Consider the following 26269-nt stretch of genomic DNA (forward strand, 5'->3'; position numbering starts at 1 on the left):
GTCAGCCGCGTCTTTGCGCATCTTGTTTAGTAAAATTTTATCGCGCAGATTTCAATCGCAAGCAGCAACGAGCGTGGTCACCTGCTCACTTGTCTTCCGGGTTTTGGCCGGCACGCTCGCATACATGCCGGTGGTGCGGAACTCGGTCGGGCTCGCGCCGAAGACGCGGCGGAAGACCTTGGCGAAATAATTAGGGTCGTCAAAGCCGGAGAGAATGGCCACCTCCTTGACCGGCAGGTCGGCCGTCTTGGTCAGCAGCTTCACCGCTCGCTGCAGCCGCTTCTGGAGCACGAACTCCGCGGGCGGCATGCCTTCGCTTGCGGCGAAGACGCGCGAGAAATGGGCGCGGCTCAAGCCGGAGACGCGGGCGAGTTCCTCGACCGGCAGCGGCTTTTCGAGGTTCGCCATGATGTGATCGATGACGTGATGCATCGTCCGGTATTCCTCGCTGAAGACCGGGTGCGAGCCGAACACGTCGTCATAGAGCGCCATTGCCGCCTCATAGGCGATCGCCGAGGCGCGGCCGGGCGTCTCGCCGCCGGTGATCAGCCGCTGGCTGCAGTCGGCGAGGTGCTCGATGGTCTCCGGCTGCAGCTTCAGGACCGGCCCGGTGACCGTTAGGATGGAACGATGGATGCGCAATGCCTCCTCGCCGTTCATCGAGATCCAGAAGAATTCCCAACGCCCCCCGTCCTCCAGCCAGTAGCGGTGATTGTGCGGCACCAGCAGGAGCAGCGTTTCGCCCTCCCGCACGCGATAGGTGCGGTTTTCGTAGCGCAAGTTTCCGGCGCCGCCGATCGTGTGCTGCAGCACCGTGAACGGCGTCTGGCCACGCTTTCGGCCATCCCAGTCGTAGCTGCCGTCGGTCCTGGTCTCGTAGCCGGTGCTCGTCGGCATGGTGTGCAGGCTCTGCCTTCCCCGCGGCAGCGAAACGGTCCGCATCACCGGCCCCCGGACGATCAACTGCTGCAGCACAGAATTACCCATGAAAGCACAATCCCTCTCTAGTCGCGCTTCGGATTATACACATAATGGCCACAGATCGCGCAAGACGCCAGGGCAACCGGCGTTCGAAGAAGGGTTTTCGGTGAGGACGGCCCGCTGATCGCGGTTGAATCAATTCGATGAATTGATTTTACCCTTATTGCGCGAAGATCGCCATTGCGAGGAGGCATAAACGAAAATGGGCAGCTTCAAGATCGCCATTATCGGAGCCGGCAGCGTCGGTTTCACCAAGAAGCTTTTCACCGACATCCTGTCCGTGCCGGAGCTCCGCGACGTCGAGTTCGCCTTGACGGATCTGAGCGAGCACAACCTCGGCATGATCAAGACGATCCTCGACCGGATCGTCGAAGCGAACCGACTGCCGACGAGGGTCACCGCAACCACCGATCGTCGCAAGGCGCTGGAAGGCGCCCGCTACATCATCAGCTGCGTTCGGGTCGGCGGGCTCGAGGCCTATGCGGACGACATCCGCATTCCGCTGAAATACGGCGTCGACCAGTGCGTCGGCGACACGATCTGTGCCGGCGGCATCCTCTACGGCCAGCGCAACATTCCGGTGATCCTCGACTTCTGCAAGGACATCCGCGAGGTGGCAGAGCCGGGCGCCAAGTTTCTGAACTATGCCAATCCGATGGCGATGAACACCTGGGCGGCGATCGAATACGGCAAGGTCGACACCGTCGGCCTCTGCCACGGCGTCCAGCATGGCGCCGAGCAGATTGCCGAAATCCTCGGCGCCAAGGAGGGCGAGCTCGACTATGTCTGCTCCGGCATAAACCACCAGACCTGGTTCATCGACGTTCGTTTGAACGGCCGCAAGATCCGCAAGGACGAACTCGTCGCCGCCTTCGAGGCGCATCCGGTCTTCTCCAGGCAGGAAAAGCTCAGGATCGATGTGTTGAAGCGCTTCGGCGTCTATTCGACGGAAAGCAACGGCCATCTTTCCGAATATCTGCCCTGGTACCGCAAGCGGCCGGACGAGATCACGAAGTGGATCGACATGTCGGACTGGATCCATGGCGAGACCGGCGGCTATCTGCGCTATTCGACCGAGACCCGCAACTGGTTCGAGACGGAATATCCGCGCTTCCTCGAGGAGGCAGGCAAGCCGCTCGATACGATCAAGCGCTCGAACGAACACGCAAGCCATATCCTGGAGGCGCTGGAGACGGGCCGTGTCTATCGCGGTCATTTCAACCTCAAGAACAACGGCGTGATCACCAACCTGCCGGCCGATGCGATCATCGAATCTCCTGGCTTCGTCGATCGTTTCGGCATTAACATGGTGTCCGGCATCACGCTTCCCGAGGCCTGTGCCGCCACCTGCATCTCGTCGATCAATGTCCAGCGCATGTCCGTCCATGCGGCGATCACCGGCGACATCGATCTTCTGAAGCTGGCGGTGCTGCACGATCCGCTGGTCGGCGCGATCTGCACGCCGGAGGAGGTCTGGCAGATGGTCGACGAAATGGTCGTTGCCCAGGCTGAGTGGCTGCCTCAATACGCCCATGCCGTCGAGGCGGCAAAGGATCGGCTTGCCCGGTCGACGGTGAAGACCCGCGAGTGGACGGGTGCCGCCCGGCGCGAGGTGCGCTCCATCGAGGAAATCCGCGCCGAGAAGGAAGCCGCGAAGCTGCGCGCCGCCGGGTAGGCGTCGGAGACTTGAATGATGGTGACAGCGGCCATCTCTGGCTTGTGGACGCCCCTCACCCTAACCCTCTCCTAGGCGAGGAGAGGGGGACCTGATCCGGCGCCGCGACTCTCCTTCGCCCCGCCTGCGGGGAGAAGGTGGCCGGCAGGCCGGATGAGGGGCGATCCCGGACCGAAACCGGTAACCAGCGGCCCTATTGAAATAACGCCCCGAGCACATCCGCGTGAGGAGACGCGGTGCACGTGGCCAAGGAGGAGCGCCACCCGTCCCGGCGTGGCGAACACAGGAGGGAGAACCTGAGGCAATGAAAACGCATCGACTGACAACAACGGCAAGCCTGTTGATCGGCATATCCGCCTTCGCCGTGCAGGCCTTCGCATCCGAACCGACCGTGGTGCCCGAGCAGCCGCCGGTGCCGGCGCAGGGCAAGATTACCTATGTGGCGCGCGACTCCATTCTCGAGTTCAAGGCTTTGCCCGAATACAAAGAGCCGGAATGGGTAACCGAGAAATTCGTCAAGACCGGCAAGCTGCCGCCCGTCGCCGAGCGCCTGCCGAAGGAGCCGATGGTCTTCAAGGCCGGCAACATGCCGGACGGCACGGGGGTCTATGGCGACGTCATGCGCCACGTCATCGGCGGCCGTCCCGAGGGCTGGAACTACAGCGCCGGCCAGACCCAGGGCTGGGGCGGCATCGACATCGGCATGTCGGAATGCCTGACGCGCACCGCGCCGCTTTACCAGGTGGAAGCCAGCGACGTCGAGCCGCTGCCGAACCTCGCCAGAAGCTGGGAGTGGTCTGAGGATGGCCACAAGCTTATCATGCACCTGATCGAAGGTGCGAAATGGTCGGACGGCGATCCCTTTGACGCCGACGACGTGATGTTCTACTGGGATGACAATGTCGTCGATCCGAATGTATCGCCGCTGAACGGCGCGACGCCCGAGACCTTCGGCGAAGGTACGACGCTCAAGAAGATCGACCAGTACACGGTCGAATGGACCTTCAAGGAGGCCTTCCCGCGCCAGCATCTCTATGCCATGGCCTATGGCACCTTCTGCCCCGGCCCGTCGCATATCCTGAAGACCAAGCATCCGAAATATGCCGGCACGACCTATGACCAGTACAAGAACGGCTTCCCGCCGGAATATATGAACATTCCGGTGATGGGCGCCTGGGTTCCGGTCGCTTACCGCCCGGACGACATCATCGTGCTGCGCCGCAATCCCTACTACTGGAAGGTGGATGAGGCCGGCAACCAGCTGCCCTACCTCAACGAAGTGCACTACAAGCTGTCGACCTGGGCCGACCGCGACGTTCAGGCGATCGCCGGATCGGGCGATTTCTCCAACCTCGAACAGCCGGAAAACTTCGTCGAATCGCTGAAGCGAGCGGCCAACGAAGCGGCGCCGGCCCGGCTCGCCTTTGGCCCGCGCGTCATCGGCTACAATCTGCGCATGAACTACTCGGCCAATGGCTGGGGAGAGCCGGACGAACGCGCCCAGGCGGTCCGCGAACTCAACCGCAATCTCGACTTCCGCAAGGCCGTCACCATGGCGGTCGATCGCAAGAAGCTCGGCGAAGCGCTGGTGAAGGGCCCCTTCACGGCGATCTATCCGGGCGGGCTTTCCTCCGGTACGAGCTTCTATGATCGGAACTCGACTATCTACTATCCGTTCGACCTCGAAGGCGCCAAGGCGCTCCTCGAAAAGGTCGGCCTCAAGGACACCGACGGCAACGGCTTCGTCAACTTCCCTGAAGGCACCGCCGGCGGGGCCGACGTGCAGATCGTGATGCTCGTCAACTCCGACTACGGCACCGACCGCAACCTTGCGGAAGGCCTGATCGGCCAGATGGAGCAGCTCGGGCTCAAGGTGGTCCTGAACTCGGTCGACGGCACCAAGCGTGACGCGACACAGTATGCGGGCAAATTCGACTGGCTGATCCGCCGCAACGACCAGGAGCTGACCTCCGTCGTGCAGAACACGACGCAGCTCGCTCCGACCGGCCCGCGCACCAGCTGGCACCACCGCGCGCCGGAAAGCGGCAAGGTCGACCTCATGCCCTACGAGCAGGAACTCGTCGACATCGTCAACAAGTTCATCGCGAGCAACGACAACGAGGCGCGCGCCGATCTGATGAAGCAGTTCCAGAAGGTCTCGACGGAGAATGTCGATACCGTCGGGCTCACCGAATATCCGGGGGCGCTGATCATCAACAAGCGGTTCTCGAACATTCCTCCTGGCGCGCCGATCTTCATGTTCAACTGGGCCGAGGACACGATCATCCGCGAGCGGGTCTTCGTACCGGCCGACAAGCAGGGCGACTACGAGCTCTATGCCGAGCAGCTTCCCGGCAAGCCCGGCGAAAGCGGCCCGAGCAACTGAACGTGATCGTCTCTCCCGGCCCTGACCTTATGGGCCGGGAGGATAGCCCTTCACTCCCTGGCGTGGCCGGCCGTGCCGGCACCGCCAATGGAAAACCGACAGAAGGAAACGGCCATGTTCAGATTTCTGCTGGTCCGCGTCGCCTCTGCCATTCCGGTGCTGTTCGTCCTGAGCGTGGTGACCTTCGCCATCATCCAGGCGCCACCCGGCGACTATAGCGACTATATCCGCTCGCAGCTGATCAACCAGGGCGGCGCCTCCTTCGAAGAAGCCGACGCCCAGGCGCAGGCCTATCGCAAGGAGCACGGCCTCGATAAGCCGCTGCCGCTCCAATACGTCAACTGGGTGACCGGTATCGTGACGCGCGGCGATTTCGGCCACAGCCTCTACTACAACAAGCCGGTTGCCGACGTCGTCGGCGAGCGCCTGCCGCGCACGCTAGCGCTGGCGCTCGTCTGCCACATTCTTGCGTCGGTGATCGGCATCGGCTTCGGCATTCTCGCCGCGACGAGGCAATATTCATGGGTCGACAGCCTGCTTTCGACCGTCTCCTTCCTCGGCATGACGGTGCCGCGCTTCCTAATGGCGCTGATCATCGTCTATATCCTCGTCTTCCATTTCAATGTGAGCGAGATCAACAGCTTCCATTCGGCCCGCTATGGCGGCGCGCCCTGGTCCTGGGACAAGTTCGTCGACCTGGTGAAGCATGTCTGGCCGGTCGTGGCGATCGCCACCTTCGGCGGGCTCGCCTACAACATGCGCGTCATGCGCGGCAACCTGCTCGACACGCTGAACGCGCAATATGTCGAGACGGCTCGCGCGAAAGGCCTGAGCGAAGGCGCCGTCGTCATGCGGCACGCCGTTCCGAACGCGCTGCATCCGCTCATCATGTATCAGGGCGTCGTGCTTCCCTACATGCTGACCGGCGAGATCGAGACGGCGATCATCTTCGCGCTGCCGACCGTCGGGCCGGCGATCGTCGGCTCCATGTGGGTGGGCGACGTCTATGTTACCGCGACCTTCATGCTGGTGCTCTCGGCAACGCTGATCGTCGGCAACATCATCGCCGACATGCTGCTCGCCGCGCTCGATCCGCGCGTGCGCATGGGAGGAGGGGCCTACGCATGACCATCGAAGCCCACAGCACCGTACCGGTCGCCATGCACCCGGAGGAAAAGCATCACCACGAGAGCTATACCGCCCTCGTCTGGCGGCGGCTGAAGCGCTCCTGGACCGGCCTGCTCGGCCTGATCCTCGTCAGCCTGCTGGTCCTCATGGCGATCTTTGCCGATTTCCTGTCGCCGGTGGATCCGAAGGCGACCGGGGTCGCCTTCGCGCCGCCGCAGGCGATCAGCTTCCGCGACAAGGACGGCAACTTCGTTTTCCCGCCGAGGAGCTATCCACTTCGGGAGGGGGAAGAGCTCGACCCGATCACCTTTCAGCCGATGATCGGTCCCGACTACGACAATCCGCAGCTCCTCGGCTTCTTTGTGAAGGGCGCCCCCTACAGGCTCTTCGGGCTGATTCCGGCCGAGCGCCATCTCTTCGGCGCCGTCGACGGCACGCCGGTGCATCTGCTTGGCACCGACAAGTTCGGCCGCGACGTGCTGTCGCGCATCCTCTACGGCTCGCGCATTTCGCTGATCATCGCGCTGACGGTGGTCTCGATCGTCACCGTGGTCGGCACCACGGTCGGCATGGTGTCGGGCTATTTCGGCGGGCGTTTCGATGCCTGGGTGCAGCGCTTCGTCGAGCTGGTGCTAGCCTTCCCGCAACTGCCGCTCTATCTGGCGCTCGCCTCGCTGATCCCGGTGACGGCACCGACCAATGTCTTCCTCGCCTTCGTCATTATCGTCATGTCGGCGCTCGGCTGGGCGCAGATGTCGCGCGAGGTGCGCGGCAAGACGCTGGCTCTGGCACGGATCGACTATGTGCGGGCGGCGATCGCCATCGGCGCAACCGACCGGCGGATCATCTTCCAGCACATTTTCCCGAACGTGATGAGCCATGTGATCGTCGCCGTGACGCTCGCCATTCCGCAGGTGGTGCTGCTCGAGTCCTTTCTCGGCTTCCTCGGCTTTGCGGTCAAGCCGCCGCTCATTTCCTGGGGGCTGATGCTGCAGGACACGGCGAACTATTCGGCGATCGGCTCCTATCCGTGGATCCTCTCGCCCGTCGCCTTCGTGCTCGTCACCGTCTTCGCCTTCAATGCGCTCGGCGACGGCCTGCGCGACGCAATCGACCCCTATTGAGGAGCACGCCGATGGCAACAGTCGAAACCATTGTGCCGGCACCGGAAGAACGGCGCGACCGCCATACCAAGGACGCGCGGCCGGTCATCGATGCCCGCAAGGTGGCCGTCACCTTCAAGGTCGAGAACGGCACGGTCGAGGCGGTGAAGGACGTCTCCTTCCAGCTCTATCGAGGCGAGACGGTGGCGATCGTCGGGGAATCCGGTTCGGGCAAGTCGGTGACGGCGCGCACCATCATGGGGCTTCTTTCCAAGCGCGCCACGATCGCCTCGCATTCGCGCATCGACTATGACGGCAAGGACGTGCTGAAATTCTCGAAGCGGCAGCGCCGGGCGCTGCGCGGCGACCGCATCTCGATGATCTTCCAGGAGCCGATGAGCTCGCTAAACCCGGTCTATACGATCGGCAGCCAGATCATCGAAGCGATCCGGGCGCATCGCCGCATGAGCCGCCGCGCCGCCGCCGAGCGGGCGCTCGAACTGCTGCGCCACGTGCAGATCCCCGACCCGGAGGCGCGGCTCAACCAGTATCCGCACCAGCTTTCCGGCGGCCAGCGCCAGCGCGTGATGATCGCCATGGCGCTTGCCAACGATCCGGATGTCTTGATCGCCGACGAGCCGACGACGGCGCTCGACGTTACCGTGCAGGCGCAGATCCTCAACCTGATCCGCAAGCTGCAGCAGGAACTCGGCATGGCGGTGATCCTCATCACCCACGATCTGACGGTGGTCAGGCAATTCTCCGACTATGTCTATGTGATGCAGCTCGGCGAGGTGAAGGAGCACAACACCACGGAGGCGCTCTTCGCCAACCCGCAGCATGCCTATACGCGGCGGCTGCTTGCCTCGGAGCCGACGGGATCGGCCAAGCCGCTGCCGGACAATGCGCCGATCATGCTCGACGGGCGGAACGTTCGGGTCTCCTTCATGCTGAAGAAGGGCGGCTTCTTCAAGCCGGAGCTGAAGGAGCTGGTCGCGGTCGACAGCCTCAGCCTCAATTTGCGACGGCACGAGACGCTCGGCCTCGTCGGGGAGTCGGGCTCCGGCAAGACGACCTTTGGCCAGGCGCTGATCCGGCTGATCAACACCGACGGCGGCGAGATCTATTTCGACGGTCAGCCGATCCACGGCAAGAACCGCAAGGGCATGCGGCCGCTGCGTTCGCGCATCCAGATCGTCTTCCAGGACCCCTTCGCCTCGCTCAATCCGCGCATGTCGATCGGCCAGATCATCGAGGAAGGACTCATCGTCAACGGCCTCGGCGAGAATCGCAGGGATAGGCTTGCGCGTGTCCAGGACGCGCTCGTCAGCGCCGGCATGCCCCCCAACATCCTGTCGCGCTTCCCGCACGAATTTTCCGGCGGCCAGCGCCAGCGCATCGCGATTGCCCGGGCGATCGCGCTCGAGCCGGAATTCATCCTGCTTGACGAACCGACTTCTGCTCTCGACCTCTCGGTGCAGGCCCAGATCATCGAGCTCCTGCGCAAGCTGCAGGACGAGCGGGGCTTGAGCTATCTCTTCATCTCCCACGACCTGAAGGTCGTGCGCGCGCTCTGCCACCGGGTGGTGGTCATGCAGCACGGCAAGATCGTCGAGGAGGGGCCGGTGAACGAAATTCTTTCCAATCCCAAGACTGCCTATACGGAGCGGCTCGTCAGAGCCGCCTTCGAAGTGGCCGCGTGACTTTCAAGAACAGAGGCTTTCCATGACCAGACAACCCAAGATCACCTTCATCGGCGCCGGCTCGACCGTCTTCATGAAGAACATCATCGGCGACGTATTGCAGCGGCCGGCGCTTTCTGCCGCGACCATCGGGCTGATGGATTTGAATCCGGAACGCCTTGCCGAAAGCGAGATCGTGGCCGGCAAGCTGGTGCGCACCCTCGGCGTCAAGGCGAAGATCGAAACCTATTCCAACCAGCTGAAGGCGCTCGAAGGGGCCGATTTCGTCGTCGTCGCCTTCCAGATCGGCGGCTACGAGCCCTGCACGGTCACCGATTTCGAGGTGCCGAAGAAATACGGGCTGCGCCAGACGATCGCCGACACGCTCGGCGTCGGCGGCATCATGCGCGGGCTTCGAACCGTGCCGCATCTGTGGAAGATCTGCGAGGACATGCTTGCCGTCTGCCCGGAGGCGATCCTCTTGCAATATGTCAACCCGATGGCGATCAACACCTGGGCGATCGCCGAAAAATACCCGACGATCAAGCAGGTCGGCCTCTGCCATTCAGTGCAGGGAACGGCGTTCGAGCTTGCCCGCGACCTGGACATTCCGCTGGACGAAATCCGCTATCGTGCCGCCGGCATCAACCACATGGCGTTTTATCTCAAGTTCGAGCATCGCCAGAAGGACGGCAGCTATCGCGACCTCTATCCGGAGCTGATCCGCGGCTATCGCGAAGGCCGTTTCCCGAAACCCAGCCATTGGAACCCGCGCTGCCCCAACAAGGTGCGCTACGAGATGCTGACCCGGCTCGGCTATTTCGTCACCGAGAGCTCGGAGCACTTCGCCGAATACACGCCCTATTTCATCAAGGACGGCCGCCCCGACCTCATTGAGAAATTCGGCATTCCGCTCGACGAATATCCGAAGCGCTGCATCGAGCAGATCGAGCGCTGGAAAGGCCAGGCTGCCGCCTTCAAGGAGGCCGAGACGATCGAGGTGGCCGAAAGCCACGAATACGCCTCGTCGATAATGAACTCGGTCTGGACCGGCGAGCCTTCGGTGATCTACGGCAACCTCAGGAACAACGGCTGCATCACCTCGCTGCCGGAGAACTGCGCCGCGGAAGTGCCGTGCCTGGTGGACGCCTCCGGCATCCAGCCGACCTATATCGGCGCGCTGCCGCCGCAGCTCACCGCGTTGATCCGCACCAACATCAACGTCCAGGAGCTGACTGTCCAGGCGCTCGTCACCGAGAACCGTGAACATCTCTACCATGCGGCGATGATGGATCCGCATACGGCGGCCGAGCTCGACCTCGACCAGATCTGGTCACTCGTCGACGATCTGCTCGTCGCCCATCGCGACTGGATCCCGGAATGGGCGCGCATTCCGAAAAAAGTAGCGGCCGCCTGATTTCTTTCTCCCGGTCAGGCGACCAGATGGCCCCGGAACGCCCGGCGTTCCGGGGCTTTTCTTCGCGTGTGGCAAGTCCGGCAACGCCGGAACCGATCGGCCGCTCGACGGTTCGGGGCGAATACCAGAGACAATGGATGGAGCCTCGAATGGAAAAGAAACCGGATCGCCCGAAGAACAAGGGAGAAAGCGGCACCGCCAAGAAAAGCCAGCCTGGCAAGACGGGCGGGGATCAGGCCCGCAAGACGCAGGAGTGGGGTGGCGGCTCCAAGGCCTCGAAAGGTCCCGTCACCGAAAAGGACAAGCACAATCCGAATTCGAGCGCCAAGACCTGACCTCGGTAGAGAGCAATCCGCTCAGATTGGAGCGTCGAAACTCGGGAGAACGGGTGTGATACCCCCTCTGCCCTGCCGGGCATCTCCCAACAAGGGTGGAGATCGGCTGGAAACGCCGCTCTGCCCCACGTTCAACCTCTGCATGCCGGAACCGAGGCACGCGTTAGTCCAGGCGTTGGATATGTGAGGGGGCGGGACATTGCCACCTGCCGATCTCCACCCTTGTGGGGGAGATGCCCGGCAGGGCAGAGGGGGGTGCTCCTGATCGCAGCAAAACGATTCACCAGATAGGCCTCGCTTAAAACCGCTGCTTGGTTTCTTCGCCCGGCAAGCCGCGGCCGCTGTCGTCCCAGGCAAGCCGGCTCTCAATGCCGTAGTGCCCGCTCGGGGCAAGCTCCTCCGGGCGATCGAGGGAACCGAGGGTGAAATGGACGCTCGCACGGCCGTCGTATTTCAGGAACAGGGGACTGCCGCAATCCGGGCAGAAGCCTCTCACTGCGATCGGCGATGAACGGTAGACTGCCGGCGGGGTGCTCCATTCGACTTCAGCATCGTGGGCTCGTACCAGCACGGCGGATGGACCGCCGGTCGCCCGGCGGCACATGGAGCAATGGCAATATCCGATATGCGAGGGCGGGCCCTTGAAGGCATAGCGCCGCTTGCCGCAGAGGCAGCCGCCAGTCAGCATTTCTTCCTTCGGCATGGTTCAAGCCCTCAGCTTCCGCTCTTCTGGCTTTGCGACCAGCCGGAGCCGAGCTGCTGGCTTTGGCTCTGCCCGTCCTGGTCCTGGCGAAGGTTGCCGGGAGTGTCGCGTTCGGGCTGAGACCAGGAGCCGGCATCGGCCGAGCGCGGCCCTGGTTCGTGCATGGCGGCCGCCGGGCTGTCGTGATCGCTCACCGCCGATGTGGAAGCGCTCTCCGTCCGATAGGTCCGAATGGTCCCGGAGCTTCGGGCGTGGTCTCTTTTCGCCGTCGCCGGCCGGGGTGCGTCGAAAGTGTCTTCCGTGTAGCCGGTCGCCGGCGTGCTCGGCACATCGCGCTGCCAGCCGCTCCAGCCCTCGCTTCTCCAGAGGTCGGCGCGCTCGTCGAGATCGATCGTGCCTTCGTCGTCGAGAATGTCGCGGACGGCTTCGTAGCTCCGGTCGTCGATGCCGCTCACCGTCACGAGATAGCCGCCGCGGCTGAGACCCTCGGCATAGATCTCGCGGTCCTCCTGGGGGAAGAGATAGTTCTCGAGCGCCGACCAGATGCCGGCCGGTTCCACATCGGCGCTTCCTTCGCCTCTGCCGAGGACGAGCTGGATCGAGAGGGCGCCGAGTTCCGCCTGCTGCAGCCTTTCCACGGCCGCTTCCGCGTCGCGCCGGAGGAGGGCTCCGCCTTCCCGGGGAAGGAGATGCCGCCGCCGGCGCTCAGACCAGGCCAGGCACGACGAAGACCAGCCAGGCGACGATCGGCCCGATGATGGCGATCAGCGCGCTGTAGATGAGCAGTTGCCGCAGCACGTGCTCGCGCTTCTCGTCCGGCGCATTGGCGACGACGAGGGCGCCGTTGGTCGAAAACGGGCTGGTATCGACGATCGTCGTCGAAATGGCGATCGCTGCGACGACGCCGACGGCGCTGATCTGGCCCTGCAGCAGGAACGGCACGGCGAGCGGAATGATGGCGCCGAGCAATGCGGTCGAGGAGGCGAAGGCCGAAACGATCGCACCGGTAAAGCAGAGGAGCAGCGCCACCAGGAGCGGCATTCCCAGGCTCGAAATGCCACTGGCGACATAGTCGATCGTCCCGGCCTTCTCCATGACGCCGACATAGGTGATGATGCCGGTGATCAGCAGCACGGTCGACCAGCTCACCTTGTCGATCGCCGCCTTCTGGGTCTTCGGCGAGATGAGCGCCAGCACGACGGCTACGGTGATCGCCACCAGGCCGACATTGAACTTGAAGACCAGTGCGCCGACGCCGAGCGCCGTCAGGCCGATCAGCGTAGCGATCATTTCCGGGGTCTGGCGCAACGTCGCAGCGGTGCCGTAGATGTGCTGCCTTATCGGCTTGGCCGGCGTGCCGCCATGGCCCCGGATCGACGCGGACACGCCTTCGGGGCGGAGTTCGGGCAACGGACCGGACATCGCCGCTTTCTGCTTCATCACCCGCGCACCGCCGAAGACGAAGAAGACCAGCACGGCGATCGCCAGGTTGAAGAAGAAGCTGGAGAGGAACAGGGATGTCGGCGCGAAGGGCAGGCCGGCCTTGACGACGATTTGGTTGGTGATGCCGCCATAGACGCTGATCGGCGAGAAGCCGCCGGCCTGCGCGCCATGGATGACCATAAGCCCCATCATCGCCGGGTGGATGCGGTATTGCACGGCGAAGCTCAGCGCGACCGGCGCCAGGATGGCAACGGCTGCCGGTCCGAGCGCACCGAAACCGGTGATCACCGCGGCGACCAGGAACATTACCCAGGGAATCCAGGCCACATGCCCGCGCACCAGCCGCACGGCGCATTCGACGAGCCAGTCGATGGTGCCGTTGATCTGGGCGATGGCGAAGAGATAGGTGACGGCGACCAGGGTCAGGAACAGGTCGCTCGGGAAGCCGGCGAAGATGTCATTGGCCTTCATGCCGATGATCAGCGATCCGAGCAAGAAGGTGCAGCCGAAGGCCAGCGCGCCCATGTTGATCGGCTGGATGGTCGCGATGACGAACATGCCGACCAATAGCAGAATGGATAAGATTTCGATGCCCATGGTTCCCCTCCCTCCGGCGCCTTGAGCGCCGTAGCTGTCGTTTTCGAGATTGAGATGATGTCCGTGCGCCTTCCTCCCAGAGAGCGCGGTCACGTCCTGGCGTATAAGTCGGCGTATTGCTGCCGCAGAAGGTTCTTCTGGACCTTGCCCATCGTGTTGCGCGGCAGGTCGTCGGCGAAGATGATGCGTTTCGGCTGCTTATAGCGCGCCAGCCGGTCCTTGAGCGCGCCGAGGATGGCGCTTTCGTCGAGCGCCGCCTCGGGCTTGCGCACGACGATGGCGGTGACGCCCTCGCCGAAATCGGGATGCGGGACGCCGATCACGGCGCTTTCGGCGACGCCTTCGAGCTGGTCGATCTCGCCTTCCACCTCCTTCGGGTAGATGTTGTAGCCGCCCGAAATCACCAGATCCTTGTTGCGGCCGACGATGTGGACATAGCCGCGCCTGTCGATCTTGCCGAGGTCGCCGCTGATGAAGAACCCGTCGGCGGTGAATTCCGCAGCGGTCTTTTCCGGCATCCGCCAATAGCCCTTGAAGACGTTCGGACCCTTGATCTCGATCATGCCGGTTTCCTCCGCCGGCAGGGCGGCGCCGGTGGTGGTATCGGTGACGCGCACCGTCACGCCCGGCAGCGGGAAGCCGACGGTTCCGGCGATCCGTTCGCCGTCATAGGGGTTCGAGGTGTTCATGTTGGTCTCGGTCATTCCGTAACGCTCGAGGATCGCGTGGCCGGTGCGTTTCCTGAACTCGACATGAGTCTCGGCGAGGAGCGGCGCGGAGCCGGAAATGAAGAGCCGCATGTCGGCAACCGCCTGCCGGTCGAGCCGCGGGCTCTGTAGGAGGCGCACGTAGAAGGTCGGCACGCCCATCAGCAGCGTCGCCTGAGGCATCAGCGAGAGCACCTCGTCCGGATCGAACTTCGGCAGCAGGAACATCGAGGCGCCGGCGAGCAGTGTGACGTTCGTGGCGACGAACAGCCCGTGCGTATGGAAGAGCGGCAGCGCATGGATCAGCCGATCGCCGGCGGTGACGCGCCAGCAGTCGCGCAAGCTCATGGCATTCGAGAGCAGGTTTCTGTGGGTGAGCATCGCACCCTTGGACCGGCCCGTCGTTCCCGAGGTGTAGAGGATCGCAGCCAGGTCATCGGCCGCGCAGGATGCATCGACGAAGTCGGACGGCTCGTCGTGGGCGAGGTCGAGAAGCGAGCCCGTGCCGTCGGTGCCGAGCGTTTCGACGATGGCACCATACGGCTCGGCGATTTTTCCGACGCTTTCCCGCGCCGCCGGGGAAACGACCACCAGCCGCGGTTCGGCGTCGCCGATGAAATAGTCGAGCTCGGCGAGCGTATAGGCGGTGTTGAGCGGCAGGTAGACCGCGCCGCTGCGCAGGCAGGCGAGATAGAGGATCAGCGCTTCGGCGCTCTTTTCGACCTGGACGGCGACCCGGTCGCCCGGGCGGATGCCGAGCGTGTCAATCGCGCTGGCGATGCGGCCCGAAGACGCCAGCGCGTCGCCATAGGTCCAGGTCCGGCCGCCGTTGATCCGGATGAACGGCGCATCGCCGGAAGCGGCTGCCCGAATGGCGTCAAACAGATGGTTGCTCACGTGCGCCCTCCTCCAGTCTTGCCGTTCATGACTTGCGCGAAAGGTCGTGAAATTTCGCCCTTGCCGCCGCGGCGGCTTTCGCCGGTTCGGCTGAGCAGGCTCTTGACGGCCGGCGAGGCGGTGACATCGCCTCGCTGTGCCAGGGCCTCGTGGTTCGCCTCGATATCCTCGAGCTTGTAGAGGTAGTTGACCATCAGCCCGTGCGCCTGGCGCATGGCCTTGGCCGAGCGGTCGCCGAGGAAGTTCAGCCGCTCCAGGCGGGCGCCGTTGCCGAGATGGAAGCGGGCGACTGGATCGACCGGCCGGCCCTCCGGCGTGCGCTCGATTAGGAAATAATGGGCGGCGAGCGGCAAAAGCAGGCGCTCCACTTCGCTTGCTGCGCTCTCGTCGCCGGCCCAGGCCGGGTCGTCGAGGAGCGCCAGAACCTTGCGGTCTTCGTCGGAAAACAGCGGCTCGGCTTTCGATGTGCGCGCCTTGGCAAGCCAGCGGGCAAAGCCCGGAACCGGCGAAAGCGTGACGAAATTCTTCAGGCCGGGCAGGTCCCTGCGCAGGTCCTCGACGACCTGCTTGATGAGGAAGTTGCCGAAGGAGATGCCGCGGAGCCCCTCCTGGCAGTTGGAGATCGAATAGAAGACCGCGGTCGTCGCCTGGTCGGGATCGATCTGCTCCCGGCTCTCGTCGAGCACGTCCCTGATGGCGCTCGGCACGGATCGGGTCAGCGCCACCTCGACGAAGACGAGCGGCTCGTCGGTGAGCCGCGGGTGGAAGAAGGCGAAGCAGCGCCGGTCGGCAGGCGCCAGGCGCCGGCGCAGTTCCTCCCAGCCGGCGATCTCGTGCACCGCCTCGTATTTTATGATTTTTTCCAGGATGTGCGCCGGCGTCGACCAGTCGATCGGACGCAGCGTCAGGAAGCCACGATTGAACCAGGAGCCGAACAGATGGGTGAAATCGGCATCGAGGGCGCGATATTCGTCCGACCGATCGGTGGAGGCGAGCAGCTGATGGCGCATCCGGACGAGCTTGGCCGTGCCGCTCGGCGCATGATTCAACCTGCGCAGCAGTTCCTGGCGGCGGGGTTCCGCCGCCTTGTGGAGCGCTATGATCGCGGCGGGGCTCTTCTCGCTGCGGTACCTCTCGACAGCCTTGTCGAGCTTCTCCATATCGGCGCCGAATTTTTCAGACAGCATCTGCAGGAACTGCTCGACGCCGGCCTCGTCGAGCTTGCTCCAGCGACCGAGGATTTCGGCGGCAATGGCCATGCCAGAGGCTTCGCCGCGGCTCGACAGCAGCATTTCGCAAAGCGTCTCGAGATCTGCTTCGACGGCGTCCGTGCTGCGTGAGGCGGCAAACAGCAGCTTGCGGCCGCGCTCCGTGATGCCCTGCAGCATATCGCTGAAAAAAGAGGTTCCGGGCATGCCACTCTCCTCCTGCTGAATGGGCGGCCAATCGCCTCGGCTATTCTACCGGCGTTCTCATTTTTTTAAGCCGGCTGTATAGTATATAATGTGCCACGTTAGGTGTGCGTCGTCAACCATCGTGTATACAAGAAGAACGATTTTGCATTATTGAGGCAGAGCAAATGTCCGAGAATGTTGGCCGGTGGCTCCGGGACGAAATTGAAAATGCCATCCTTTCCAACGAGTTCGGCCCGGGGGAACGGCTGGATGAAACGGTTCTTGCCAGCCGCTTCGGCGTATCGAGGACGCCGGTTCGCGAGGCGCTGATGCAGCTGAATGCGATCGGCCTCATCGAAATTCGTCCGCGCAGGGGTGCCGTCGTCATCGATCCAGGGCCGCACCGCATCTACGAAATGTTCGAGGTCATGGCCGAGCTCGAGGGCCTGGCCGGATCGCTCGCCGCCCGCCGCCTCGACGAAGCCGCGCGTCAGGCGATCACCGCCGCCCACGGGCGCTGCGAGCTCTCCGCCAAGGCCGGCGACAGCGACGCCTACTACTACGACAACGAGGAATTCCATAAGGCGATCTATGCGGCGAGCCGCAGCGAGTTCCTCGAGGAGCAATGTGCGCGATTGCATCGGCGGCTACGCCCCTATCGCCGCCTGCAGCTGCGGGTGCGCAATCGCCTCACAACATCCTTCTCGGAACATTGCGGCATCGTCGACGCGATCTTCGCCGGCGACGGTGAGGAGGCCCGCCGGCTGCTGCGATCCCATGTCGGCATCCAAGGCGAGAGGTTCAGCGATCTGGTGGCCAGCATGGCGACCAGATAAGCGGAATGGTGTCCGGCTGATCGTCATGGGGTCGCAACGAAGTGGAGGTCGGCGAAGCCATTGCGCGCACCGCCGGCCGCCTACAGCGCCGCGCGTCTTATCAGACGCGCAAAGGTCGCTGGAGCACTTTGACTTGCTGCACGTCTTTGTCCTTAAATCGAGGTCGATTTAGGGAGACATGCAGTGGCAGGGCCGCAGCCCGGAAAGGAACTGGCGTCGATTGCTCCTGACGGCGCCGCCGCCGCAATCTGGAAAATCTGTGAGAGACGTGCTACATATCTGACTATCTGACTAGGTGATCGACGATGCGCAAGAATGCGGAACTGACCAAGTTGAAAAAAGCGCGCGGACAAAACGCTGCCGGATGGTGGAAGCTCGAGGACGCGAAGGCGCGCTTCAGCGAAGTGGTACGGCACGCGCGCGAGGACGGGCCGCAGCGCGTGACAGTGCGGGGCAGGGATGCGGTTGTAATTATGTCCGCCGAGGAGTTCGATCGGCTCATCCCCGAGAAACCGCGAGCACCGTTCGTCGAGTTCATGGAAAGTCTTCATCTCGGCGGGCTCGATCTTGAACGCGAGATGGATCGCGGCCGGGATATCGAGCTTTGAAGGGTTGGTTGCTCGACACAAATGTCGTGGCCGCACTGATCAATCCGAAGGGTGCGCGTGCGGTAAAGACGTGGGCAGCCGATCAGCATGAGGAAGCCTTCTATATCAGCGTCCTGACACTGGCCGAGTACGACAAGGGCATTCACAACCTTCCGGAGGACCATGCCGACCGGCCGCGCTACATGGCGGCGCGCGACGCGCTCGCCGAGCGTTTTGGCTGGCGGGTCCTCTCGCTTGACGACGTCATCGTGCGGCAATGGGGACGTATTTCTGGGGAAGTGAAACGCGACAGCGGTCACGCCCCGCCAGTGATAGACACGATGCTCGCAGCGACGGCGATCGAACACGACCTCTATTTTGTCACGCGCAATGTGAAGGACGCTCGGCCATCCGGCGCAATGATCTTCGATCCGTGGAATGACGATGCGGAGAAATTCCCGCTGAGCCCGCGCGGCGCTAAGCGTCCGCGACAGAAATAGGAGCCGGGCTCATTGGAGACCGGCCCCTTGAGGTCGGGTAGCTAACGCCATGCTGCCGTTCTGCGGATCCATTCCTTCGTCCTCGTTTCCGGGTCGGCGTTGAGCGTGATGTCGGTAACGACGGCGGCGCTGTCGGCGCCATGGGCAAAGACGCCGTCGATCCGATCCGGATTGAGCCCGCCGATGGCGACGAGCGGCAGGGAGCGGACGCGCTCACGCCAGGCGGAAAGCCGCGTCAGCCCCTGCGGCGTCCACTTCATCTTCTTGAGGATCGTCGGGTAGATCGGCCCGAGCGCCACATAGTCCGGTTCGGCGGCAAGCGCCGTTTCGAGCTCCGCCTCGTCATGGGTGCTCACCCCGAGCTTCAGCCCTGCGGCGCGGATCGCGCCGAGATCGGCATCGGCGAGATCCTCCTGGCCGAGATGGACGAAGTCGCAGCCTTCCTCGATTGCCAACTGCCAGTAATCGTTGACGATCAACTGGCACCGATGCACCGCGCAGATTGCCTTGGCCCTGCGGATCTCGCCGCGAAGGTTTTCGTCGCTCCGCTCCTTGATCCTGAGCTGCACCAGCCTGACGCCGAGCGGGACCAACCGTTCGATCCATTGGGCGCTGTCGACGATGAGATAGAACGGGTCGAGCTTCACGAGAAAACCGCCTTTCCGATGACGGGGGTGGAGGGAACGGCCATGTCGCGCGGCTCCAGCAGTCCGGCGTGAAAGGCCATATGCCCGGCCTCGATCGCCTTGGCGAAAGCCTCGGCCATGGCAGCCGGGTCGGCGGCGCCGGCGACCGCGGTGTTGAGGAGCACCGCGTCGTAGCCGAGTTCCATCACGGTTGCCGCATGCGAGGGTCGGCCGATGCCGGCGTCGACGATCAGCGGCACGTCGGCAAATTCGGCGCGCATGGCGCGTAAGCCCTGCAGGTTCTGCGGACCCATGGCGCTGCCGATCGGCGCGCACCAGGGCATCAGCACCTTGCAGCCGGCCTCGAGCAGCCGTTCGGCAACGACCAGATCGTCGGTCGTGTAGGGGAACACCTCGAACCCCTCGCCGGTGAGGATACGCGCCGCCTCGACGAGACCGAAGACGTCCGGCTGCAGCGTATCGTGGTGGCCGATGACTTCGAGCTTGATCCAGTCGGTCGAAAACACCTCGCGCGCCATCTTCGCGGTCAGCACCGCCTCCGAGACGGAATGGCAGCCCGCGGTGTTCGGCAGGACGCGGACGCCGAGCTCGCGGACCAGTTCGAAAAAGGCGCCGCCGGAGCGCCCGCCGGCGGTCTCGCGGCGAAGCGAGACCGTGACGATATCGGTGCCCGACCGCCGCACCGCCTCGGCAAGACCGGCCGGCGAAGGATAACGCGCCGTGCCGAGCAGCAGCCGCGAGCGCAGTTCGGTTCCATAGAATTGCGGCATGATCAGCCTCCCTGCATCGGCGACAGGACCTCGATCCGGTCGCGGTCCCTGAGATGGTGATTTGCTCGGTCGGCCCTGTGGACGAGCTCGCCATTGACCGCGGTCGCGAGCCAGTCGTCCTCGTATTCGAGGAGCGCCAGCGCTTCGGCCAAAGTGGCGGCCGGGAGCTCGTGCTCCTCGCCGTTGATGGTCAGCTTCATCGGGCATTTCCTCTCTTCAATTCTGCGCCAAGCGCCAGCGCAGCCACCTCCTCAGCGAGCGCCGGCGACAGCAGGAAGCCGTGGCGGTAGAGGCCGTTGACGGTGATGGCGTTGTTCTGCCGGGTGACGCGCGGCAGGTTGTCGGCAAAGGCGGGTCGCACGCCGGTGCCGGTCTCGACCAGGCGGGCCTCGGCAAGGGCCGGGTGCAGCGTATAGGCGGCGTTCAGGAGCTCCATCAGCGAGCGGGCGGTGATCGGGCCGTCGTCGTCGCTTTCGATCATCGTCGCCCCGCACATGAAGAGCCCGCCGCCGCGCGGCACGATATAGAGCGGAATGCGCGGATGCAGCAGGCGCACCGGACGGGAAAGGCTGACCTCGTCGGTCTGGAGGTAGAGCATTTCGCCGCGAACGCCGCGCAGTCCCTTGAACTCGCCGATTCTTGCGGCGCCGGTGCAGTCGATGGTCAGGTCGAAGCGGCTTTCCTCGATCCCGCCGCCGCTGAAAACCACGCCTTGCGCTTCGAGCCCCTGTCTGAGAGCTGAAAGTGCGCGGCGCGGATCGAGATGCGCTTCCTCAGGAAAGAACAGCGCCTCGCGAAACCGCCCGGCGAGCGCCGGCTCCAGCGCTACGATTTCTTCCGCGCCGATCCAGCGGTAGCCGGAGGTGCGCGAGGCGAAGCGCCTGAGTTCGGCCGCGTCGCGCAGTGGGGCGACGACCAGCGTGCCGTTGCGATGGACCGAACCGGCGGGTAGCGCGGCCTCCCACCAGCCGGCGGCAGCGGCGCCGCGGATAAGAACGGCCTCCTCGGCGCTTTCCCGCTCGCACCAGGGGGCGAGCATGCCGCCGGCGTACCACGAGGCGGCAGTCGCAAAGCCATGTGTTCGTTCCACGACCATGACCGCCGCGCCGCGCGCAACGAGTTCATGGGCGGCCGTGAGGCCGGCGACGCCAGCCCCCTTGATCAACACGTGCATCTCATTCTCCGGCGGTCGTGGCTGCGCCTTCGCCGACCGGCATGTAGAGGTCGCCGCCCTCGCGATACTTCGCCGCCATGGCCTCGAGCCCCTCCTTCTGCGCCTCGGCGCGGATGTCGTGGGAAATCCGCATCGAGCAGAATTTCGGGCCGCACATGGAGCAGAAATGCGCGACCTTGTGTGCCTCCTTCGGCAAGGTTTCGTCGTGGAAATTGCGGGCGGTTTCCGGATCGAGCGACAGGTTGAACTGATCTTCCCAGCGGAATTCGAAACGGGCTCGCGACAGCGCGTCGTCGCGGATGCGGGCGGCCGGATGGCCCTTGGCAAGGTCGGCGGCGTGCGCGGCGATCTTGTAGGTGATGACGCCGACCTTGACGTCGTTGCGGTCCGGCAGGCCCAAATGCTCCTTCGGCGTGACGTAGCAGAGCATGGCGGTGCCGAACCAGCCAATCATCGCCGCGCCGATGCCTGAGGTGATGTGGTCGTAGCCGGGCGCGATGTCGGTCGTCAGCGGCCCGAGCGTATAGAAGGGGGCCTCGCCGCAGGTTTTGAGCTGCTTGTCCATGTTCTCCTTGATCTTGTGCATCGGCACGTGGCCGGGGCCCTCGATCATCACTTGGCAATCCTTCGCCCAGGCGATCTTCGTCAGCTCACCGAGCGTTTCGAGTTCCGCGAACTGCGCCGCGTCATTGGCGTCGGCGATCGAGCCGGGACGCAGGCCGTCGCCGAGCGAGAAGGAGACGTCATAGGCGCGGCAGATGTCGCAGATCTCGTCGAAATGCTCGTAGAGGAAGCTTTCGCGGTGGTGATGCAGGCACCACTTGGCCATGATCGAGCCGCCGCGCGAGACGATGCCGGTGACGCGATCGACGGTGAGCGGGATATAGTGCAGCCGCACGCCGGCATGGATGGTGAAATAGTCGACACCCTGCTCGGCCTGCTCGATCAGCGTGTCGCGGAAGACCTCCCAACTGAGATCCTCGGCGATGCCGCCGACCTTCTCCAGCGCCTGATAGAGCGGCACCGTGCCGATCGGTACCGGCGAATTGCGGATGATCCATTCGCGGATGTTGTGGATGTTGCGGCCGGTCGAAAGGTCCATGACCGTATCGGCGCCCCAGCGGGTTGCCCAGACCATCTTCTCGACCTCTTCTGCCATAGACGAGGTGACGGCGGAGTTGCCGATATTGGCGTTGATTTTTACCAGGAAATTGCGGCCGATGATCATCGGTTCCGATTCTGGATGGTTGATGTTGGCGGGGATGATCGCCCGGCCGCTGGCGACCTCCTGGCGGACGAAATCCGGGGTGACAAAATCGGGAACCGCGGCGCCGAAACTCTCGCCGTCGCGGGCGAGCGCCTCCTTGGCGGCCTTGCGGCCGAGGTTTTCGCGTATGGCGATGAACTCCATTTCCGGCGTGATGATGCCGGCCCGCGCATAGGCAAGCTGGGTGATCGCCTGACCGGGCTTGGCCCTCAGCGGCCGGTGGCGGACGGGGAATTCCGGCGTCAGCCGCTCGCCAGATGCAAAGCCGTTGTCCTCCGCCTTGACGGTACGGCCCTCATAGCTTTCGACATCGCCGCGCGCCAGAATCCAGTCGCGGCGCAGCCGCGGCAGGCCCTCGTCGATATGGATATCGGCGCCCTCGAGGGTATAGGGGCCGGAGGCATCATAGACGGTGACCGGCGGCTCGCCGGAGGTCGGATGCAGCGCGATCTCCCGCATCGGCACGCGGATGCCGGCATGGATCTCGCCCGGCTTGTAGACCTTGCGGGAGGCCGGAAGCGGTCCCTGGGTGACCGAGGGTGCTGCGAGAGACTTGAAAACATTCATCATGAGGCTCCAAAGTTTTCGCGTTGGAGACCCAGTTCTGAAGCCGGAAGGATGAAAAGACGCATCGCCGATGGATCGCGGGAATACGGAATCCTGGCATCAAGCGTCTGCACCGTCCCTACGCCAGTATGAACTGGATCAGGTTCAACGGGTCACTGCGCGCTCTAGCAGTATCTCAGCCCCTTGCCGGGACCCCCCTGGTGAATGGACGCCAATAGTCACTGTTATCGCCGCGGCGTCAAGACTGTTTAGAGGAGGTTAGGAACCGAGTGCGACGTGCGGGCATTCCGTCGCACTATCGATACTTGAATACTATCGATAGGGAGATGTGGCCTGAAACATCATGGTCGGTAGCGGAAGTCAAGGTGGAGATTACTTCCACTTAACCAAGCATTAACCGTGATTTCAAGGAGTTAAGATTCATTGAAGTTACCGTTCTAAGCCCGAGGAAGACAGTGCGGTTCTACATGCCGGGCTCGTCTCGGCGCCGTTCATCACGGTCGACGATACCGGTGCGCGGCACAATCGGCGCAATGCCTTCACCACCCAGATTGGCGGCGAGCACTTTTCCACCTTCCGCACCAGCCTGTCGAAATCGCGGCTCAATTTCCTGTCCATCTTGCGGGCGGGTCATCAGGACTATGTTCTCAATGACGAGGCGATGAACTGGCTGAAGGCGCAGGGCGTCGAGCACGCGATTATGGCCAGGCTCAAGACCAATCCCCCTGCCATATTCACCGATCAAGTTGCGTTCCTCGAGCATTTGGCCAGCAAGGGCATCGATATCCTCGACCGACAGCTTCTGCGTCCTGTTGCGGAGGCGGCGATCTGGGGCGCCATCCGCCATCACGGCCTGCTCGGCAGCACGGTGATCGTTTCGGACGATGCGGGGCAGTTCCGTGTCGCCAACCACGCCCTGTGCTGGATCCATGCGGAACGCCTGCTGCAGAAACTGATGCCGGCGACACCGAAACAGGAACGGCTGGTCACGACGACCCGCGATCTCGTCTGGCGCTTTTACAAGGCGCTGAAGGTCTGGAAACAGCAACCTTCACCGCAGTTGATCACCGGGTTTCGGCGCAGGTTCGACAAAATATTCGCGCGACGTACCGGCTATGACACGCTCGACAAGCTGCTCGCGCGCCTCCATCGACGCAAGGCTGAACTGCTCAAAGTTCTCGAGCACCCGTATATTCCACTGCACACCAACGCGTCGGAGAACGATATTCGTTCCTTCGTCACCAGGCGCAAGATCTCCGGCGGCGACGGTCGCATCGCCCGTGACGTCATGCTCGGGCTGATGAAGACCTGCCAAAAGCTCGGTATCTCCTTCTATCATTTCCTGGGGGATCGCCTCGGCTTGGGAGCTCAGGACGGCCAATTCCACCTCTGTCGCAACTCGTCATGATGGCGAGCTAAAATCAGGCCTTTCTCGAAAACGGCACCAGCTTGCCGCTCTGGCCCTCGTCAGTTCGCTTTTCCTTTCGCAGCAACTGCGGTGAGACATTCCATTGCCGGGCGTTGTCGCCGTGCACCGTGACCGTCTTGCGGTTTCGACGGATGACGATTCCAGCCTGCGTCTGGCCGTGATTGTCTTCGAACACCACACGCTCGCCGATCGCCAGTTCGAGCAACGCGTGCGTCGTCTTCTGCTGATGCAGAAAGTGCAGCCGATCGACGACCGCATCGTGCAATTCGATCAGTTCTGCTTCACTCAAGCCGTCAAGGTCGATCCCGTGCATCTTCGCCTCCCATCTACAGCGATGGTCGCGCCGAACATGCGCCAAGGCAATCGCAGCTCACGGGCTACCCACAGGATCGTTCAGCTACTTGATTTCGGGCTTCGCCACCCAATCTGCCCCACGTACCGAGGAAGCCAAGGACCAGCTTCGCCCTCAGTCTCGATTTCTTGCTTTCTGACGTTCCTGGATATCCGTCCACCAGGGCAACAACTGGCTGAAGTCCAACGTCAGATTTTTCGCCTCCTCCGGTTTACGGCCTTCACGACGAACCTCGCGGAGTGTCCATCCACTATGTTCAGTCGTTGTCGATCGAGCAAACGCGTCCAGTAAGTCGTCTTCAGTGGATAGGACCAGGGTGTCTGCGAGATCTTGAATGGAGCAAAAAATGACGGGACGCCTGTCTTCCTGTGTGATATTGCCGTCGGTATCGGCGAGCGTTGAGGCACGTGACAAAGCTTCGGTGCGAAGGCCCGGTGCCATCTGCATCCAAGAGTCCAATGTCAAAACGATCGCATGCGCCTCAGGTGCGAGCTCATACCCGCGAAACAGGCCGCGCCTAACATGCGAGAAAAATCGCCAAAGCTGGAAGATCGCCTTGACGATCTGGTCATAAGCGCCTTGGGCCTCCGCGATTGGATCCTCGGCGAATTGCGCTTTGTGGGTGAGCTTCGTCGCCTTGCATTCAATTACGGCTACAAGTTTGTCAGCGTCCTTGAGCAATACGTCTGGCGAGTCGTACGACGCTTTCTTCGACCCATACCGGATTGCTGGCAGCGCTTCGAACCGTGGACACAAATTGACAATGAGCAGGCGAGTGTACTCTTCGAAACGCTGATTGGCCTCGTTGACCAGAGCAGACGACCCGAGAGCGACGTCGTAGTAAAGGCCTACAGTCGCCCGGAGCATGATAAGTTCCGGAAGAGGTGCGATGTAAGTTCCAAGGCGCGGGTGAATGACCACAGGAAAGCGCCGAAGCACACTTGGCAAGTAGGCAATCCGGCGCTCCGCAGGCAACATATCGAGCGCTGATTCACGTAGTGCTGGTATTTCGCGCGCGATCACTGCCAACGTTTTGTCGATTATTTCTTGAGGCTTGTTCAAGAAGGAGAGGGGTGTCGCCTTTACCCATGGCACCTTTCGGTGATGCACGAACAGTACAAAGCATCCGAGAATAAAATCAGAAACGCTTATTCCATTCTTGTCTTTAAAGAATTTTTCGCAGTCGCCTTGCGCGTAGACATAGGCGTAGCGGTAGAGCCTTTCGGTAGTCGCAAAGCCGCGCTGCCATCCGAACTGACGTTGACCGATGCGGTGCAGCTCGGCGAAGATATTGCTGCCGTCTAGCCGAATGCCGCTTTCGTAATTCTCGGCGGATCGAAGCAGGTTCACGACGAGCGCCATTGCACCGAAGTGCCCGCAATTCAGCCGCCGAGACGCGTTCTTTTGGTCGTGTTTCGGGATGGTCAACAGGAGCATGACCAACGTTTCGATGTCCCACTTGTAGACGTAGTATTGAGCAGCGATGTCAGTTGTTTTCGCCTCCGACGGATGTTCAAGGTATCTATTCACATCCCCGCCAATGCTGGACTGCAGCGTGTCGACCGCCCAAGCCATCTGGAGAAACTCGGCGTCATCAGCCTTGGCGAGATGATCGCTTAAAAGTTCTATGGCGTTTCTGAATTTTCGGCGGAACAATTCGACTTTCGCTCGGCTCATGAAGAGGGGGCATCC

The 26269-nt window shown here is 62.9% G+C and carries 25 protein-coding genes and 1 riboswitch; of the genes, 11 read left to right on the forward strand and 14 right to left on the reverse strand.

The genetic code is table 11. The features are described 5' to 3' along the window. Nucleotides 1-51: 51 nt before the first annotated feature. A complete protein-coding gene (locus tag CO656_RS21030) occupies nucleotides 52-987 on the reverse strand; it encodes an AraC family transcriptional regulator (protein WP_097526996.1) in 936 nt (311 codons plus the stop codon). Nucleotides 988-1183: 196 nt separating this feature from the next. On the opposite strand from CO656_RS21030, the gene CO656_RS21035 reads away from it, so the two are divergent. The 7 genes from CO656_RS21035 (at nucleotide 1184) to CO656_RS21065 (ending at nucleotide 10707) form a co-directional block, all read left to right on the forward strand. After that, nucleotides 1184-2656, forward strand: a complete 1473-nt coding sequence (locus CO656_RS21035; protein WP_097526997.1) for an alpha-glucosidase/alpha-galactosidase — start codon at nucleotides 1184-1186, stop codon at nucleotides 2654-2656. A 304-nt stretch (nucleotides 2657-2960) separates the two neighbouring features. Then, nucleotides 2961-5042, forward strand: coding sequence for an ABC transporter substrate-binding protein (locus CO656_RS21040; RefSeq protein WP_097526998.1), 2082 nt, complete (start codon nucleotides 2961-2963; stop codon nucleotides 5040-5042). 114 nt (nucleotides 5043-5156) lie between these two features. Continuing rightward, nucleotides 5157-6170 carry an ABC transporter permease gene (locus CO656_RS21045; protein ID WP_037421567.1) on the forward strand — a complete coding sequence of 338 codons (1014 nt, stop codon included), beginning with the start codon at nucleotides 5157-5159 and terminating at the stop codon, nucleotides 6168-6170. Further along, nucleotides 6167-7294 (forward strand): ABC transporter permease, encoded by a 1128-nt coding sequence (locus CO656_RS21050; protein ID WP_097526999.1) that lies wholly within the window; start codon nucleotides 6167-6169, stop codon nucleotides 7292-7294. Before CO656_RS21045 ends, CO656_RS21050 begins: the two co-directional genes overlap by 4 nt. Before the next feature lie 11 nt (nucleotides 7295-7305). Then, nucleotides 7306-8976, forward strand: a complete 1671-nt coding sequence (locus CO656_RS21055; protein WP_097527000.1) for an ABC transporter ATP-binding protein — start codon at nucleotides 7306-7308, stop codon at nucleotides 8974-8976. Nucleotides 8977-8998: 22 nt separating this feature from the next. Further along, nucleotides 8999-10372, forward strand: coding sequence for an alpha-glucosidase/alpha-galactosidase (locus tag CO656_RS21060; protein ID WP_097527001.1), 1374 nt, complete (start codon nucleotides 8999-9001; stop codon nucleotides 10370-10372). 149 nt (nucleotides 10373-10521) lie between these two features. Continuing rightward, nucleotides 10522-10707, forward strand: a complete 186-nt coding sequence (locus CO656_RS21065; RefSeq protein ID WP_097527002.1) for a hypothetical protein — start codon at nucleotides 10522-10524, stop codon at nucleotides 10705-10707. Nucleotides 10708-11005: 298 nt separating this feature from the next. Here CO656_RS21065 and CO656_RS21070 read toward each other — a convergent pair whose 3' ends face one another. From CO656_RS21070 to CO656_RS21090, 5 genes are all read right to left on the reverse strand, one after another. After that, nucleotides 11006-11410 (reverse strand): GFA family protein, encoded by a 405-nt coding sequence (locus CO656_RS21070; RefSeq protein WP_097527003.1) that lies wholly within the window; start codon nucleotides 11408-11410, stop codon nucleotides 11006-11008. Nucleotides 11411-11421: 11 nt separating this feature from the next. Then, on the reverse strand, nucleotides 11422-12048 hold the full coding sequence (locus CO656_RS21075) for a hypothetical protein (protein ID WP_179864810.1): 627 nt from the start codon (nucleotides 12046-12048) through the stop codon (nucleotides 11422-11424). A 67-nt stretch (nucleotides 12049-12115) separates the two neighbouring features. Further along, the gene (locus CO656_RS21080; protein WP_097527004.1) at nucleotides 12116-13450 is read right to left on the reverse strand and encodes an SLC13 family permease; all 1335 of its coding nucleotides are present in this window, start codon (nucleotides 13448-13450) and stop codon (nucleotides 12116-12118) included. An 89-nt stretch (nucleotides 13451-13539) separates the two neighbouring features. Next, nucleotides 13540-15054, reverse strand: coding sequence for a malonyl-CoA synthase (locus CO656_RS21085; RefSeq protein ID WP_097527005.1), 1515 nt, complete (start codon nucleotides 15052-15054; stop codon nucleotides 13540-13542). After that, complete coding sequence (locus CO656_RS21090) at nucleotides 15051-16469, reverse strand: malonyl-CoA decarboxylase (protein WP_097527006.1); 1419 nt, start codon at nucleotides 16467-16469, stop codon at nucleotides 15051-15053. Before CO656_RS21090 ends, CO656_RS21085 begins: the two co-directional genes overlap by 4 nt. Before the next feature lie 164 nt (nucleotides 16470-16633). Here CO656_RS21090 and CO656_RS21095 point away from each other — a divergent pair, with 164 nt between their 5' ends. The 3 genes from CO656_RS21095 to CO656_RS21110 all read left to right on the forward strand — a co-directional run bounded on the left by CO656_RS21095 (nucleotide 16634) and on the right by CO656_RS21110 (nucleotide 18371). Then, nucleotides 16634-17284: a GntR family transcriptional regulator gene (locus CO656_RS21095; RefSeq protein WP_037421591.1), complete on the forward strand. Its 651-nt coding sequence runs from the start codon at nucleotides 16634-16636 to the stop codon at nucleotides 17282-17284. A gap of 305 nt (nucleotides 17285-17589) precedes the next feature. Further along, nucleotides 17590-17892: a type II toxin-antitoxin system Phd/YefM family antitoxin gene (locus tag CO656_RS21105; RefSeq protein WP_037421593.1), complete on the forward strand. Its 303-nt coding sequence runs from the start codon at nucleotides 17590-17592 to the stop codon at nucleotides 17890-17892. Continuing rightward, complete coding sequence (locus tag CO656_RS21110) at nucleotides 17889-18371, forward strand: type II toxin-antitoxin system VapC family toxin (protein WP_097527007.1); 483 nt, start codon at nucleotides 17889-17891, stop codon at nucleotides 18369-18371. Before CO656_RS21105 ends, CO656_RS21110 begins: the two co-directional genes overlap by 4 nt. Before the next feature lie 41 nt (nucleotides 18372-18412). Here the strand turns inward: CO656_RS21110 and CO656_RS21115 are convergent, their stop codons facing one another. From CO656_RS21115 to CO656_RS30890, 6 genes are all read right to left on the reverse strand, one after another. Beyond that, nucleotides 18413-19018 (reverse strand): thiamine phosphate synthase, encoded by a 606-nt coding sequence (locus CO656_RS21115; RefSeq protein ID WP_037421596.1) that lies wholly within the window; start codon nucleotides 19016-19018, stop codon nucleotides 18413-18415. After that, on the reverse strand, nucleotides 19015-19788 hold the full coding sequence (locus CO656_RS21120; protein WP_097527008.1) for a thiazole synthase: 774 nt from the start codon (nucleotides 19786-19788) through the stop codon (nucleotides 19015-19017). Before CO656_RS21120 ends, CO656_RS21115 begins: the two co-directional genes overlap by 4 nt. Nucleotides 19789-19790: 2 nt before the next feature. Next, nucleotides 19791-19988, reverse strand: coding sequence for a sulfur carrier protein ThiS (gene thiS, locus CO656_RS21125; protein WP_037421613.1), 198 nt, complete (start codon nucleotides 19986-19988; stop codon nucleotides 19791-19793). Further along, on the reverse strand, nucleotides 19985-20962 hold the full coding sequence (thiO, locus tag CO656_RS21130) for a glycine oxidase ThiO (RefSeq protein ID WP_097527009.1): 978 nt from the start codon (nucleotides 20960-20962) through the stop codon (nucleotides 19985-19987). The genes thiS and thiO overlap by 4 nt, the downstream gene beginning before the upstream one ends. Nucleotide 20963: 1 nt before the next feature. Further along, nucleotides 20964-22796, reverse strand: coding sequence for a phosphomethylpyrimidine synthase ThiC (gene thiC / locus CO656_RS21135; protein WP_097527038.1), 1833 nt, complete (start codon nucleotides 22794-22796; stop codon nucleotides 20964-20966). Nucleotides 22797-22893: 97 nt separating this feature from the next. Next, nucleotides 22894-23005, reverse strand: a riboswitch (TPP riboswitch). Nucleotides 23006-23259: 254 nt separating this feature from the next. After that, nucleotides 23260-23541: a hypothetical protein gene (locus CO656_RS30890; protein ID WP_245428535.1), complete on the reverse strand. Its 282-nt coding sequence runs from the start codon at nucleotides 23539-23541 to the stop codon at nucleotides 23260-23262. Between the two features lie 18 nt (nucleotides 23542-23559). Here CO656_RS30890 and CO656_RS21140 point away from each other — a divergent pair, with 18 nt between their 5' ends. Beyond that, nucleotides 23560-24204 (forward strand): transposase, encoded by a 645-nt coding sequence (locus CO656_RS21140; protein ID WP_245428537.1) that lies wholly within the window; start codon nucleotides 23560-23562, stop codon nucleotides 24202-24204. A gap of 13 nt (nucleotides 24205-24217) precedes the next feature. On the opposite strand, the gene CO656_RS21145 is transcribed toward CO656_RS21140, so the two are convergent. Together CO656_RS21145 and CO656_RS21150 are read right to left on the reverse strand one after the other, a co-directional pair. Next, nucleotides 24218-24538 carry a hypothetical protein gene (locus CO656_RS21145; RefSeq protein ID WP_097527010.1) on the reverse strand — a complete coding sequence of 107 codons (321 nt, stop codon included), beginning with the start codon at nucleotides 24536-24538 and terminating at the stop codon, nucleotides 24218-24220. Between the two features lie 153 nt (nucleotides 24539-24691). Continuing rightward, nucleotides 24692-26254 (reverse strand): hypothetical protein, encoded by a 1563-nt coding sequence (locus tag CO656_RS21150; protein ID WP_097527011.1) that lies wholly within the window; start codon nucleotides 26252-26254, stop codon nucleotides 24692-24694. Nucleotides 26255-26269 lie beyond the last annotated feature (15 nt).

Origin of the sequence: Sinorhizobium sp. FG01 (assembly GCF_002531875.1) — a bacterium.
Lineage (GTDB): Bacteria > Pseudomonadota > Alphaproteobacteria > Rhizobiales > Rhizobiaceae > Sinorhizobium > Sinorhizobium fredii_C.

Coding starts and splice junctions, on each gene's coding strand:
- CO656_RS21055 (WP_097527000.1), top strand. CDS start 7,306: ATGGCAACAGTCGAAACCATTGTGCCGGCACCGGAAGAACGGCGCGAC.
- CO656_RS21050 (WP_097526999.1), top strand. CDS start 6,167: ATGACCATCGAAGCCCACAGCACCGTACCGGTCGCCATGCACCCGGAG.
- CO656_RS21080 (WP_097527004.1), bottom strand. CDS start 13,450: ATGGGCATCGAAATCTTATCCATTCTGCTATTGGTCGGCATGTTCGTC.
- CO656_RS21065 (WP_097527002.1), top strand. CDS start 10,522: ATGGAAAAGAAACCGGATCGCCCGAAGAACAAGGGAGAAAGCGGCACC.
- CO656_RS21145 (WP_097527010.1), bottom strand. CDS start 24,538: ATGCACGGGATCGACCTTGACGGCTTGAGTGAAGCAGAACTGATCGAA.
- thiS (WP_037421613.1), bottom strand. CDS start 19,988: ATGAAGCTGACCATCAACGGCGAGGAGCACGAGCTCCCGGCCGCCACT.
- CO656_RS21095 (WP_037421591.1), top strand. CDS start 16,634: ATGTCCGAGAATGTTGGCCGGTGGCTCCGGGACGAAATTGAAAATGCC.
- CO656_RS21120 (WP_097527008.1), bottom strand. CDS start 19,788: ATGCCGCAATTCTATGGAACCGAACTGCGCTCGCGGCTGCTGCTCGGC.
- CO656_RS21150 (WP_097527011.1), bottom strand. CDS start 26,254: ATGAGCCGAGCGAAAGTCGAATTGTTCCGCCGAAAATTCAGAAACGCC.
- CO656_RS21035 (WP_097526997.1), top strand. CDS start 1,184: ATGGGCAGCTTCAAGATCGCCATTATCGGAGCCGGCAGCGTCGGTTTC.
- CO656_RS21030 (WP_097526996.1), bottom strand. CDS start 987: ATGGGTAATTCTGTGCTGCAGCAGTTGATCGTCCGGGGGCCGGTGATG.
- CO656_RS21045 (WP_037421567.1), top strand. CDS start 5,157: ATGTTCAGATTTCTGCTGGTCCGCGTCGCCTCTGCCATTCCGGTGCTG.
- CO656_RS21090 (WP_097527006.1), bottom strand. CDS start 16,469: ATGCCCGGAACCTCTTTTTTCAGCGATATGCTGCAGGGCATCACGGAG.
- thiC (WP_097527038.1), bottom strand. CDS start 22,796: ATGAATGTTTTCAAGTCTCTCGCAGCACCCTCGGTCACCCAGGGACCG.
- thiO (WP_097527009.1), bottom strand. CDS start 20,962: ATGCACGTGTTGATCAAGGGGGCTGGCGTCGCCGGCCTCACGGCCGCC.
- CO656_RS21040 (WP_097526998.1), top strand. CDS start 2,961: ATGAAAACGCATCGACTGACAACAACGGCAAGCCTGTTGATCGGCATA.
- CO656_RS21105 (WP_037421593.1), top strand. CDS start 17,590: ATGCGCAAGAATGCGGAACTGACCAAGTTGAAAAAAGCGCGCGGACAA.
- CO656_RS21060 (WP_097527001.1), top strand. CDS start 8,999: ATGACCAGACAACCCAAGATCACCTTCATCGGCGCCGGCTCGACCGTC.
- CO656_RS21070 (WP_097527003.1), bottom strand. CDS start 11,410: ATGCCGAAGGAAGAAATGCTGACTGGCGGCTGCCTCTGCGGCAAGCGG.